A 12,267-nucleotide genomic window follows, 5' to 3' on the forward strand; every position below is an offset into this window, starting at 1 on the left:
TCCGTTATGAAGCTCCTTTATGGTGAAGCGGACTAACTAATCCTTCAGACAGACATTAACGGATGCAAAAGTCAGGTTAAGGAGGAGAAAATGACCGCTTACCGGCCGAAAAAGAATAGCTAACAAGATTTGACTAATGTATATTTGATAAACAATTGCCAATATATAAATCACTTAAATCAGGCTTTAAGATTGCCAGTTTATACTTCTAAAAAAATGAAGTTTTAACGAATAAAATCATGACTGACATATCTATAACCCAAAAGAGTATAGCAGACCAGGCAGCCCGCGATGGCAATGTTACTACCCTGGCTGATTTTATACTGAATTATGGCGATAGGTCACAGTTGTCGCAGTGGTATGGGGATACGGGTTATCAATCGGAAAATAGCCCCGAGGAGAATGCCCGGTTAATTATATCTCATGCAAACTATTTTGATAGCTGGGCAGATTATGAAAAATTTAAAACCGGGTTATCAGCAAATCCGTCCTTGCAGCAATTTGAGCAGGCCGCCGATGCTACAGCTGCCGGAGATGCGGATACGCTCAAAAAACTGCTGGCACAAAGGCCAGGCCTGATAAATGAGCGTTCGCGGCGCAATCATCACAGCACATTGTTAAATTATGTTGGTGCAAATGGCTTTGAAGCATGGCGCCAGAAAACACCACAAAATGCCGTGGAAATTGCGGCTATACTTTTAGATGCAGGCGCAGAAGTTGACGCCTGGGGCAGTATGTACCGGGGAACATCTACACTCGGACTTGTTGCCACCAGTGTGCACCCGGTTATCAAAGGAATACAGGAAGAGCTGATGGATATCCTGATCAGGCATGGTGCCGACCCCAATCATGCGGTAGCTGCGGATTATACCGATGGCAACCTGATCCTGGCCTGTCTGCATAATGGCCGTTATGAACCTGTCCGTTATCTTGCTTCCAAAGGCGCGGAAGTTGAATTGGAAGGTGCCGGTGGTATTGGCGACCTGGAAAAGGTTAAATCTTATTTTAATGAACAGGGAGAACTTATTAGTAAAAGCATGGCTGCGAAGCGCGATGGCTGCCTGATCTGGGCTTGTGTTTGCGGTCATCGCCCGGTAGTTGAATTTTTACTGAAGCACGGCTGCGGCGTGCGCACCGTTTGGGACAATACCACGCCACTCCATTCGGCAGCCTACGGGGGGCAGGTGGAACTGGTAAAGATGCTGCTGAACGAAGGCGCAGACATGGAAGCATTGAATGGATACGGGGGCACTGTATTGGGCTCCACGCTTTGGGCGCTGTACAACAGCCGGAGGCCGGGCCACCTGGAAATCATGGAAATACTGATAGCCTCGGGTGCAGTTATTAAGAATGACTGGCAAATTTATATCGATGAAAAAAGAGCTGAAACATAGCCTGACCCTATGAAAGGAGCTTGCATGGCAATTTTCCTACATGTCAATCGATCTTAATTTAGTCGATGGGTTAGCCATATTCATCGAAAAAAGATTTTCAGGCAGTATAATATCTGGGTATTTATCCATCATATAAGCCTTTTGAACGGGAACGTCAAATGCCCTGATCACGCGCTGGTTAAATGTTTTAACCCTGATAGTTTCGCTGTTTATGCGGAGGAGGATCACCGGTTGCGGCGCTCCGTTTACCTGTACGCTGTAATTATAATCTATCCCCTGAAAATAGATAGTTGTTTCATAACCGAATTCATAAACCTCTTTGGCCTTTTTGATCTTTTTTGATTTAACGGAAAGGATCAGGTAAAAAATGCCAGCCCAGGCCAGCAACAATGGTACAAATATTATCCAGCCGCCCATGCTGCCAAAAAAGACTATTAAGGGTGCTCCAAAGCAAAGATTAAACATCAATCCAAAACTGGTATAAAAGGGTTTGGAATAAAAATAAGTGATTCTTCTGCTCACATCATCTGTTATTAACCTGATAGGCACCATGATTTGTACTTTATGATTTAAACCAAAATAAAATAGTTATTGTTTTAGGCCCCAAAGAACGGAGGGGGGTAATTGGCCGCGATTCTACCAATGCTTTTTTAGCTTGAACAAAGCGGTACACGTCGTAAAAATATCAACCATTATTGCTTTGCTTTAATACGAATGTTAAAAAGCAATGGCATATTGAATATTTGTCAGGTCGAACTGAAAAAAAAGCATTTTTTGTGAATTTTTTTCAGTGATCTCAAGTATTTATTACACTGGCATTAGCTTTGAATTGAATGAACCGGTTTAATTAATATAAGTTTTAATCATTAATTTATTTAAGGAGGAAGACCTATGACATTGGTTAAATTTAATGCCGACAAAAAGAATAACAGTTCGTTATTACCGTCATTTAATGATGTTTTTGAATCAATCTTAAACGATTCTTTTTTCAATGACCGCCTGGTAGCGCGCGTTCCAGCAGCTAACATCAGCGAAACCGAGGATCATTATCATGTTGAACTGGCTGCGCCCGGCCTGAAAAAAGAAGATTTCAAAATTAACCTTGACCGCAATGTGCTGCACATTTCGGTAGAACGACAAAACGAAAGCAGCGACGTTCAAAAAAATTACAGTAAACGTGAGTATAGTTACAGTTCATTTGTACGTTCGTTTACGTTGCCCGACAGCGCCAATGCCGAAAATATTGAGGCGTCTTATACAGACGGCGTCCTGAAGATCGATATTGCTAAACGCGAAGAAGCTAAGGCTATACGCAGGCAAATTGAAATTAAATAAGTGGATTAGTTTTTTAAATGAGGCTCCTGTTAAAGCAGGAGCCTTTAATTTATAGCTATGGAACTCGGGTTTTATATTTTGCTGAGCGTTAGAACACCGGCAGGATTTGATAGTTATGGACAGTATTTTTTAGGTAATGACCGAAATTTCGCCGACCTGCTTTTTGACAGCTTTAAGGGCAGAGAACATTCGGGCTCCGATTTACTTCATATCGACCTGATGGAAACGACGGGTGAAATCCCGGTAAAAATTAAGTCGATATCCTGTACTCTTGAGGAGCTAACCTGCAATATCAAATTGATTGTCCGGGGTATCTTCCGGCAGAAAAACCTCACAGAATTTAACGGATATGGACAGGCAACAATGGAGTGAAATGCTCATCGGTATACTCACGATACTGGTGTTATTGACAGAATTGTTTTTATGGTTAACCAGCCCAGGTCACCGCTTGCCCGAAATGAATCAGAAATTATTGCTCACCGGCGCCTTGCTTTGGATATCGGGCATTCTTTTTCGTATAAACAAAACAGACAGCGATGACTGGGCGATATAATAATAAGACAGTTGTTCTGCCCTTAGCTTCGTGAAATCGTATTTCTTTCTTGATTGGGTGTGGTCTTCATACACCAGGCTTTCGCAGGGTATCCCTTGCTATAAGGGATTAAAAACGGTAACCCATACCTACGCCGATGATCCATGGCCTGATTTTTACATCAGCCGGTATGTTTTTCAAAACCGGCGCAAGTTCGGGTTTGCCCGCAGGCGTTAAATTGGATGCATCAACCTTTACATCGGTAGAGAGAAATATTTTCTTCAGATCAATATTCAAGAATACTTTTTTACTGATATCGAAATCAGCACCCAACTGAGTTGCAAAAGCAAAACTGTTGTTGTAATCAATGCCGCCTACGGTTGGACCTTTATCGGCATTGTAAAAAATAGTGTAGTTAAGCCCCGCGCCGATATAGGGTTTAAAAAGGGTACCTGTGGGCAAATGATATTGCAAAGTAAGCGTAGGCGGAAGCAACCATACTTTACCGAGATCAACATCGGCCGAAGAGCCGGCACCAATAGCACTCAGGTTGGAGCCTTTTGTTTTTACCTGGTGTTTTGTTGTCGCCAGGATTAATTCTGCAGAAAAATTTTTGGCAAAAAAGTAGGTGAAATCGAGCTCGGGAACAACAGTATTGGAAATGTTTATATCTCCGCCGATGACGCCTATCGCCGCGCTTTCCTGGGGGATAACCCCAATTGCCCTGATGCGGATGTCCCATTCATTTTTTTGCTGAGCGAAAGCGGTTATCCCGTTTAATAAAAATAAGATTACGGTAGTAAAGAAAATCTTTTTCATAATGATTTGTATTAAATTATGGGTCAAATGTATCCCGCAGGTGATAAATTTTGCCTGACAGGAAACAGTTGTTCTCATGATACTTATCATTTCACGTTTACCCGGTTTATTACCGGATAGCAACCCGGAAACGAGTATAATGCTGACGTTGCCCGCAATAAAAAAGATCCGCCCAGGGAGCGGATCTTTTTATTGTAACTTAGTTTGAGGAGGCGCTTAGGTACGGTATATTGCGTCAATGAGCAGTTTGATCCGGCCTGCGGTAAAAGTTTTTGTTATTTGCAGATTAGGGTTTAGCTATTTCAAGTACAATCCGGCCGTCTACCTTACCATTTTTCAGGTCGGCCAAAACTGTATTGATGTCTTCTAACTTCGCGGTATGTATGGTGGCTTTAACTTTTCCTTCCACAGCGAACTCGATAGCTTCCTGCAGATCTTTACGAGTGCCTACAATTGATCCCCTGATGGTATAGCGGTTCAACACGGTTTCAAATATGGGGAGGTCGAAACTACCGGGCGGTAATCCATTCAGCGCGATAGTCCCTTTTCTTCTTAACGCGGATATGCCTTGTTTAAACGCGATGGGTGATACAGCGGTAACCAACACGCCATGCATCCCCCCTGTTTCTTTTTGTAAAAACGCGCCAGGGTCGGTAGTTCTGGCATTAACTGTTAACTCGGCGCCAAGGTTTTTAGCTAATTCCAGTTTTGTATCGTCTACATCAATAGCCGCAACATGCATGCCCATGGCTTTGGCATATTGTACAGCTAAGTGCCCAAGGCCACCTATGCCGGAAATAGCTACCCATTCGCCGGGTTTGGTTTCCGTTTCTTTAAGGCCTTTGTAAACGGTAACACCTGCGCAAATGATCGGTGCCATCGCGGTACAATCCGAGCCTGCCGGGAAATGCCCAACATAACGGGAATCGGCCACCACATATTCTGCATAACCGCCGTCAACGCTATAGCCGCCATTTCGCTGGTCGTTACATAAGGTTTCCCAACCCGTAATACAAAATTCGCAGCATCCACAGGCGCTGTACAGCCAGGGTACACCCACAATATCACCTTCCTTCAGGCCTTTAACATCAGGGCCAAGCGCTACTACATAACCAATGGCCTCGTGGCCGGGTATCAGTGGCATTTTGGGTTTAACCGGCCAGTCGCCGTCTGCCGCGTGCAAGTCGGTATGGCAAACACCACTGGCTATTACTTTAACCAGTATTTCATGTTGGCCCGGCTCGCGAACCGGCATTTCTTCTATTTGCAAAGGCTGGCCAAACTCGTGCACTACGGCGGCTTTCATTTTTTTAGGTATCATATTTTCAATGGCTTATGACTAATGATTTTTTTATTGATACAAAGCTTGCGGAATTTAGCGGCTTAAATAGTGATCAAAATCACCTCCTGTTATGATATGGCACATTCAATCTGGGGGGAGACTGCATGAAAATACAAGATGGGAAAGATAGCCGCGCTATTTTCCCTCGTAAATAACTCCCGATGTCGGCGTTTCTTTCAATTCAATTTTAGTAAGCCCATCCAATTTTCCTGTTACGCTGTTCCAAATCCATACGGCCAGGTTTTCGGCCGTGGGGTTTTCCAAACCAGGGACCTCGTTCAGAATGGTATGGTCCAATTGATCAACTATCGGTTTAACCGCGTTTTTGATCAGGGCGAAGTCAAGCACCCATCCTTCGGGTGTTGTTACCTCGCCTTCAAAATAAACTGTTAAATGGTAGGTATGACCATGTATGTTCCTGCATTTGTGGTGCGGCGGAACGTTGGGTAAAAAATGTGCAGAATCGAAAGTGAAGCTTTTGTAAATGATCATATAATACGCTTTTTGCAGTTTTTAGTTTGCGGGCAAAAGAAGCGCGAAAAGTACTCTGATAAAATGATCTGTATTTCTTTATTCGTTGATTGAAATCACTCGCGCATTGGTTAAAATATCTCCGGGTTATATTTACGATACCGGCAGCAATGATTTTAGAAGTACTTACCCGTATCCTCAAGTTCACAATGCGGTATAAGTTTTTTACGCGGCAAATAGTTTTTTATTATTGGTTTTTGGGGTTAGATGTTGTTTTATAGATGTTTACAATCAGGTTGATAAATGACAATCGTCACTATTTTAACACCCGCTGCGCTGCAACTTTACATCGTCAGGAACGATGTTATGAAAACACTTGAAAGCGATAAAATACCTGTTGTTTTTAGAATACACCTGCAAAAAAATGATAGTTATACAGCGGTTATTATTGACGGGCAGCCGGTTAAATATTACGGCATATATAACCTTGATAACCGAGTTGAGAGCCAGCTATACAATATCGAACGAATCATAGAAAACATTAATCATATCCATTAATCAATCCTTTAAGCCATGAAAACTATTTTAGTACCCACCGATTTTTCGGAACCTGCAAAAAACGCCGCGAGCTATGCTATAAACCTTGCGCAAAATATAAAAGCGGGCTTGATATTATGTCATGCCATTAAAATACCTTCAGAAACGCCCATGGCAGCGCAGGTAGCCTGGCCTTTAGAGGATTATACATCGCTCAAAGCAGATGCAGATAAGGAATTGGAACAACTTTCTGTAACCTTACAACAGGAAACTCCTTACGCCAAAGCGGGTGCGGGCCATAGTGTTATTAATACCTGTTGTGACGTAGGCGAGGTAATTGATGTAGTAACAGGCAAAATAGATGAAGAAAAGAGCGTAATGGTTGTTATGGGCATGTCGGGAGCGGGGGCTATGAGCAGATTTTTTTTAGGCAGCAACACGCAGGATATGATCAGCGATGCCGCCTTTCCGGTTTTACTCATCCCATCGCAAGCAAAATATCACCCTGTAACCAAAATAGCTTTCGCTACCGATTTGAACAACAGCGATATAGAAATGATCCATTCGGTGGCAAGCCTGGCACGTTATTTTAATGCAGAGCTATTGATAGCCCATGTAACCGACGAGAAATATGAAACAGGTGATGAAAAAAAGGAGGTAGAAGCTTTTTTAAATGAAGTTACCTGTAAAGCCAACTATCCTAAAATTTATTACAGGCACATTAAAGGTACGGGTATAATGCGCGGGCTCGATTGGCTCAGCGAACACGGAGTGATCGATATGCTGGTGATGGTACACCGTAAAGTTAATCCCCTTGAGCGTTTGTTTGGTATCAGTTATACTAAAAAACTTTCGCATCATATTGAAATACCTCTGCTGGTGTTGCCTGAAGGGCTTCCGCCGTTGCATTTCTAAAACAGGAGATGGGAGGGAGCGTATAAGATCACATAGTAACGCGTGTTACTCTTTGTTTTTTAGTTGTGAAAAATGATACTCATCACTTTTCCATCCAACAGCCATCATTTTTCAGGTGCCGGATTACAGCCATTTTTGATCTTATAAATAGATCATCAATGGCTGTAAATATACTTACCCAAACTACCTGTTACCACTGTGGTAATGATTGTGATAAAGATCATTATGTATTAGATGGCAAAGATTTTTGTTGTGCTGGCTGTAAAGGTGTTTATAAAGTGCTATCCAATAGTGGGTTATGTAACTACTACAGTTATAATGAACACCCCGGCGCAACCCGCACCCTTGTGGAAAAGCGATTTGAATACCTTGATGATCCTTCGATCATTGCCGACCTGGTTGATTTTACAGACGAAAATATTACAATATTAACGCTTTATATTCCTTACATCCATTGCAGCTCCTGTATTTGGCTGCTTGAGCAGTTGAATAGGTTTAACCCTGCCATTTATTACAGCCGGATTGATTTTTTGAAGAAACAGGTAAGTCTGCGCTTTAATAACAGGGAGATAAGTTTAAGGCAGGTTGTGGAGCTATTGGTTGATATCGGCTATGAGCCACTTATTAACCTCCAGGACGTTATTAAAAAACAACAAACCGGCACTGACGATAATCTTGTAAAAAAGATAGCAGTAGCTGGTTTTTGTTTTGGAAATGTGATGCTGCTTAGTTTTCCCGAGTATTTGGGATTGTCGGAATATGAACAAACTTTCAGGCACTTTTTTGGCTGGTTGAACGTGCTGTTTTCGCTGCCGGTTGTTTTTTACAGCGGTAGGGAATATTTCCAATCGGCCTATACAAACCTCCGTAATAAAATATTGAATATCGATTTTCCGCTGGCGTTGGGCATAGCCGTGCTTTTTCTGCGCACGCTGATTGAGGTACTAACTCATACGGGGGCTGGGTTTGCCGATACGCTTTGTGGGCTGGTATTTTTTTTACTGGTAGGTAAATTTGTTCAGCGAAAAACCTATTACCATATCTCTTTTGAGCGTGACTACCGCTCGTTTTTCCCTGTTGCCGTACAGGCTGTTGATAACGGTATTGAAAAGCCGCTGCCCTTATCTGCTTTGAAAGTAGGTCAGCGGATCCGCATTCGCAGTAATGAGATCATACCCGCCGATGCCATATTGCTGAATGGCGATGCGCGGATTGATTTTAGTTTTGTTACCGGCGAATCAGCTCCCGTGACAAAGGTTTGGGGCGAAGTGGTTTATGCCGGTGGCCGGCAAATGGGCGAAGCTATTGAATTGGAGGTAATTAAACCAGTATCACAAAGCTACCTTACCCAATTGTGGAACAATGAAGCTTTTAGCCGTAGCCAGGACAACCGGATGCAAACCTTTAACCAAAAGGTAAGTAAGTATTTCAGCATTGTTTTACTGGTGATTGCATTGGGTTCATTAGTTTTTTGGCTGCCGGTCGACGTTTACCGTGCCTTTTCGGCATTTACAGCCGTGTTGATTGTTGCCTGCCCCTGTGCACTGGCCTTAAGTACTCCGTTCACTATGTCGGCGGCGCTCAGCGTTTTTGATCGTAATTTTTTCTACCTCAAAAACACCGCCGTTGTTGAACAGCTGGCCCGTATCAATACCATCGTTTTAGATAAAACCGGTACCATTACTATTGGCGGCGAAAACGGTGTAAGCAACAATGCGCAGCTAAGCAGTTACGAGCAACAACTCATATACAGCATTTGCAGTAATTCGGCGCATCCCTTAAGCGTTCAGATTTGCGATTACCTCAAGGGCGCAGAAAAACTTCGGGTAAGTAATTACCGGGAAATAGCCGGAAAAGGTATCACTGCCTGGGTTGATGGGCATAATGTTCAAGTGGGCAGCCAATCGTTTTTAACAGGAGGAGTAGACATCGCAAAATCAACCGAAGTACACCTGATGATTAACGGGCGATACGCCGGTTATTTCAGCTTTGTTAACAAGTATCGTGAAGGGCTTGAAGATATTGCGCGGCTGGCCGCAGATTATAAAATTTACCTGTTATCAGGCGACCAGGACCGGGAGCGGAAAAATTTACTGCCTTATTTTAAGGGGGAGGGATATATGCTGTTTAACCAATCCCCGCAGCAAAAGCTTGATTTTATAAAGGCTTTACAGCTGGCCGGTAAAAAGGTAATGATGATAGGTGATGGCTTGAATGATTCGGGTGCTTTAAAACAAAGTGATTTGGGGATAGCTATTACGGATAACGTTAACAATTTTTCGCCCGGCAGCGATGCTATTTTAGATGGGCGTTCGCTCAGGTTGCTGCCCGCATTTCTTAAATTATCAAAGGATAGTATCACCATTATCCACATCTCGTTTTTTATATCGCTTTGCTATAACCTATTAGGATTAAGCTATGCTGTAAGCGGCAGGCTTTCACCGCTTATAGCGGCCATATTGATGCCTTTAAGTACTGCAACCATCATTTCGTTCACAAGCATAGCAACACACCTCGCCGCTAAAAAAAGAAAATTATCATGAACATTATTTATTTCCTGATCGGGTGCAGCGTGCTGCTTGCACTCGTGTTTTTAGGCGCTTTTTTTTGGGCGCAGCGTAACGGCCAGCATGATGATCTGTATACCCCATCGGTAAGGATCCTGCTGGATGATGAACCAAATGATAAAGATAAAAAATGACCAATGTCATTATTCGGGCAAACCGTCATCATTCTGTCGGCGGCAGCCCCTCAATACTTTTACACCATCAAATTATTTAATATCATATGCAGCCCGAAAATTTTTACTATGACAACAAGATCGTCCGGAATTTTGGTATCGCCACGGTGATCTGGGGTATAATTGGGATGACCGTAGGCCTCATCGTAGCCATACAATTGTATAGCCCGGGGATGAACATGGGCAACCAATACACTACATTTGGCCGCATCAGGCCCTTACACACCAATGCGGTGATCTTCGCTTTTGTGGGTAACGCTATTTTTATGGGTGTTTACTATTCATTACAGCGGCTGTTAAAAGCGCGGATGTTTAGCGATGCTCTTAGTCAAATTCATTTTTGGGGCTGGCAGCTCATCATTGTTTCGGCTGTTATTACGTTGCCCTTAGGTTTAACCACCTCGCATGAATATGCCGAACTTGAATGGCCAATAGATATTGCCATTACCCTTATCTGGGTTGTGTTTGGCATTAATATGTTTGGAACCATATTTAAACGCCGCGAACGGCATTTATATGTTGCCATATGGTTTTACATAGCCACGTTTGTCACCATTGCCGTATTGCATATTGTAAATTCATTTGAACTGCCGGTATCAGCCTTTAAAAGTTACATGGTATATGCCGGCGTGCAGGATGCACTGGTACAATGGTGGTATGGCCACAATGCGGTGGCATTTTTCCTGACCACCCCATACCTGGGCATGATGTATTACTTTTTGCCCAAAATGGCCAACAGGCCTATCTATTCCTATAAGTTAAGTATTCTGCACTTTTGGGCTCTCATTTTTATATATATCTGGGCCGGCCCGCACCATTTACTGTACACCACGCTTCCCGGTTGGGCGCAGTCATTAGGTGTGGCCTTTTCTATCATGCTGTTAGCACCAAGCTGGGGCGGTATGATCAATGGTTTGCTCACCTTGCGAGGGGCCTGGGATAAAGTTCGCGATGATGTGATCCTGAAGTTTATGGTAGTTGGCTTAACTGCTTATGGTATGGCCACTTTTGAAGGCCCTATGCTTTCATTGAAACAGGTGAACGCCATAGGCCACTTTACCGATTGGATAATTGCTCACGTACACGTTGGCGCTTTGGGCTGGAACGGCTTTTTAACCTTTGCCATCCTTTACTGGCTTATTCCGCGTATTTATAAAACGCAGTTATATTCAAAGAAGATGGCCTCGTTCCATTTTTGGATAGGCACGCTCGGGATCCTGTTTTACGCCGTGCCAATGTATTGGGCCGGTTTTACCCAGGGTTTAATGCTTAAAGAGTTTACACCCGAAGGAATTCTGAAATATCCGGCATTTTTGGAAACCACCATGCGCATATTGCCTATGCACGTTATGCGTTCTGTAGGCGGTGGATTATACCTGCTGGGTGTTATTGTAATGGCTTATAACCTTTGCCGCACCGCGCTGCAGGGCAAACTCGTTGCAAATGAGCCTGCCCAGGCTATGCCGCTGCCGACTTTAAGCAAAACCGGGCATGAAGAAACATGGCACCGGGTATTGGAACGCCGCCCAATACAAATGATGATAGCCGCATTGCTGGTTATACTGGTAGGTACTTTTATTGAGTTGATGCCAACGCTAACTATATCATCAAATATCCCAACTATAGCAGCGGTAAAACCTTATACTCCACTTGAGTTGCAGGGACGTGACCTTTATATCAGAGAGGGCTGCTCAAACTGCCACTCACAAACGGTAAGACCTTTCCGCTCAGAAACCGAGCGCTATGGCGAATACAGCAAGGCTGGTGAATTTGTTTATGATCACCCGTTTTTATGGGGATCAAAACGTACCGGGCCCGACCTGGCACGCGAGGGCGGCAAATATGGTAATGCCTGGCACTATAACCACCTGATGGACCCGCGCCTCATGTCGCCGGGGAGTATTATGCCAAATTATGATTGGCTGTTAACCCAAAATCTTGATACGGCTACCACAGCCGCCAAAATAAAGGCCATGCGCACACTGGGCGTCCCATATCCCGAAGGATATGAAAAAATAGCCAACAACGATCTTAGTAAACAGGAAAAAGAAATTGCCGATAACCTGTATAACGATCATATAAAGGTTAAAAACAATAAAGAAATAGTAGCCTTGATAGCTTACCTGCAACGTTTGGGTACCGATATCAAAGCAAGCAAAACCGCCGCTAAATAACAAAAGCA

13 protein-coding genes are annotated in these 12,267 nt (G+C 43.4%); 9 read left to right on the plus strand and 4 right to left on the minus strand.

Annotated elements, in window-relative coordinates; genetic code table 11:
• The first annotated feature begins 239 nt into the window (after positions 1-239).
• The gene (locus FHW88_RS26675; RefSeq protein ID WP_176628629.1) at positions 240-1,394 is read left to right on the plus strand and encodes an ankyrin repeat domain-containing protein; all 1,155 of its coding nucleotides are present in this window, start codon (positions 240-242) and stop codon (positions 1,392-1,394) included.
• Positions 1,395-1,430: 36 nt separating this feature from the next.
• On the opposite strand, the gene FHW88_RS26680 is transcribed toward FHW88_RS26675, so the two are convergent.
• Positions 1,431-1,946 carry a hypothetical protein gene (locus FHW88_RS26680; protein ID WP_176628630.1) on the minus strand — a complete coding sequence of 172 codons (516 nt, stop codon included), beginning with the start codon at positions 1,944-1,946 and terminating at the stop codon, positions 1,431-1,433.
• A gap of 339 nt (positions 1,947-2,285) precedes the next feature.
• Here FHW88_RS26680 and FHW88_RS26685 point away from each other — a divergent pair, with 339 nt between their 5' ends.
• The 3 genes from FHW88_RS26685 to FHW88_RS26695 are packed head-to-tail and all read left to right on the plus strand — an operon-like array spanning position 2,286 to position 3,282.
• Positions 2,286-2,729, plus strand: a complete 444-nt coding sequence (locus tag FHW88_RS26685) for an Hsp20/alpha crystallin family protein (protein ID WP_090533253.1) — start codon at positions 2,286-2,288, stop codon at positions 2,727-2,729.
• Positions 2,730-2,786: 57 nt separating this feature from the next.
• A complete protein-coding gene (locus FHW88_RS26690) occupies positions 2,787-3,101 on the plus strand; it encodes a hypothetical protein (RefSeq protein WP_090533251.1) in 315 nt (104 codons plus the stop codon).
• Complete coding sequence (locus tag FHW88_RS26695; RefSeq protein WP_176628631.1) at positions 3,079-3,282, plus strand: hypothetical protein; 204 nt, start codon at positions 3,079-3,081, stop codon at positions 3,280-3,282. Before FHW88_RS26690 ends, FHW88_RS26695 begins: the two co-directional genes overlap by 23 nt.
• Positions 3,283-3,390: 108 nt before the next feature.
• Here FHW88_RS26695 and FHW88_RS26700 read toward each other — a convergent pair whose 3' ends face one another.
• The 3 genes from FHW88_RS26700 to queD form a co-directional block, all read right to left on the minus strand.
• Positions 3,391-4,080, minus strand: coding sequence for an OmpW/AlkL family protein (locus FHW88_RS26700; RefSeq protein WP_090533247.1), 690 nt, complete (start codon positions 4,078-4,080; stop codon positions 3,391-3,393).
• A 286-nt stretch (positions 4,081-4,366) separates the two neighbouring features.
• Positions 4,367-5,401, minus strand: coding sequence for an alcohol dehydrogenase AdhP (adhP, locus tag FHW88_RS26705; RefSeq protein ID WP_176628632.1), 1,035 nt, complete (start codon positions 5,399-5,401; stop codon positions 4,367-4,369).
• Positions 5,402-5,557: 156 nt separating this feature from the next.
• Entirely contained in the window at positions 5,558-5,914 is a 357-nt protein-coding gene (gene queD, locus FHW88_RS26710) for a 6-carboxytetrahydropterin synthase QueD (RefSeq protein ID WP_090533243.1), read from the minus strand.
• 282 nt (positions 5,915-6,196) lie between these two features.
• Here queD and FHW88_RS26715 point away from each other — a divergent pair, with 282 nt between their 5' ends.
• From FHW88_RS26715 to ccoN, 5 genes are all read left to right on the plus strand, one after another.
• A complete protein-coding gene (locus FHW88_RS26715; RefSeq protein WP_176628633.1) occupies positions 6,197-6,451 on the plus strand; it encodes a hypothetical protein in 255 nt (84 codons plus the stop codon).
• 15 nt (positions 6,452-6,466) lie between these two features.
• A complete protein-coding gene (locus FHW88_RS26720) occupies positions 6,467-7,345 on the plus strand; it encodes a universal stress protein (RefSeq protein ID WP_176628634.1) in 879 nt (292 codons plus the stop codon).
• A 158-nt stretch (positions 7,346-7,503) separates the two neighbouring features.
• Positions 7,504-9,888 (plus strand): heavy metal translocating P-type ATPase, encoded by a 2,385-nt coding sequence (locus FHW88_RS26725; RefSeq protein WP_176628635.1) that lies wholly within the window; start codon positions 7,504-7,506, stop codon positions 9,886-9,888.
• Positions 9,885-10,046, plus strand: a complete 162-nt coding sequence (gene ccoS / locus FHW88_RS26730; protein WP_090533235.1) for a cbb3-type cytochrome oxidase assembly protein CcoS — start codon at positions 9,885-9,887, stop codon at positions 10,044-10,046. The genes FHW88_RS26725 and ccoS overlap by 4 nt, the downstream gene beginning before the upstream one ends.
• Before the next feature lie 86 nt (positions 10,047-10,132).
• Positions 10,133-12,259: a cytochrome-c oxidase, cbb3-type subunit I gene (gene ccoN, locus FHW88_RS26735; RefSeq protein ID WP_090533233.1), complete on the plus strand. Its 2,127-nt coding sequence runs from the start codon at positions 10,133-10,135 to the stop codon at positions 12,257-12,259.
• Positions 12,260-12,267: the final 8 nt, after the last annotated feature.

Source organism: Mucilaginibacter sp. SG538B (assembly GCF_013376065.1).
Taxonomy (GTDB): Bacteria; Bacteroidota; Bacteroidia; order Sphingobacteriales; family Sphingobacteriaceae; genus Mucilaginibacter; species Mucilaginibacter rubeus.

Excerpts from the sequence above, each read along its gene's own strand:
- FHW88_RS26720 (WP_176628634.1), top strand. The coding sequence starts at position 6,467 with ATGAAAACTATTTTAGTACCCACCGATTTTTCGGAACCTGCAAAAAAC.
- ccoS (WP_090533235.1), top strand. The coding sequence starts at position 9,885 with ATGAACATTATTTATTTCCTGATCGGGTGCAGCGTGCTGCTTGCACTC.
- FHW88_RS26685 (WP_090533253.1), top strand. The coding sequence starts at position 2,286 with ATGACATTGGTTAAATTTAATGCCGACAAAAAGAATAACAGTTCGTTA.
- FHW88_RS26675 (WP_176628629.1), top strand. The coding sequence starts at position 240 with ATGACTGACATATCTATAACCCAAAAGAGTATAGCAGACCAGGCAGCC.
- FHW88_RS26680 (WP_176628630.1), bottom strand. The coding sequence starts at position 1,946 with ATGGTGCCTATCAGGTTAATAACAGATGATGTGAGCAGAAGAATCACT.
- queD (WP_090533243.1), bottom strand. The coding sequence starts at position 5,914 with ATGATCATTTACAAAAGCTTCACTTTCGATTCTGCACATTTTTTACCC.
- adhP (WP_176628632.1), bottom strand. The coding sequence starts at position 5,401 with ATGATACCTAAAAAAATGAAAGCCGCCGTAGTGCACGAGTTTGGCCAG.
- FHW88_RS26700 (WP_090533247.1), bottom strand. The coding sequence starts at position 4,080 with ATGAAAAAGATTTTCTTTACTACCGTAATCTTATTTTTATTAAACGGG.
- ccoN (WP_090533233.1), top strand. The coding sequence starts at position 10,133 with ATGCAGCCCGAAAATTTTTACTATGACAACAAGATCGTCCGGAATTTT.
- FHW88_RS26715 (WP_176628633.1), top strand. The coding sequence starts at position 6,197 with ATGACAATCGTCACTATTTTAACACCCGCTGCGCTGCAACTTTACATC.
- FHW88_RS26695 (WP_176628631.1), top strand. The coding sequence starts at position 3,079 with ATGGACAGGCAACAATGGAGTGAAATGCTCATCGGTATACTCACGATA.
- FHW88_RS26690 (WP_090533251.1), top strand. The coding sequence starts at position 2,787 with ATGGAACTCGGGTTTTATATTTTGCTGAGCGTTAGAACACCGGCAGGA.
- FHW88_RS26725 (WP_176628635.1), top strand. The coding sequence starts at position 7,504 with ATGGCTGTAAATATACTTACCCAAACTACCTGTTACCACTGTGGTAAT.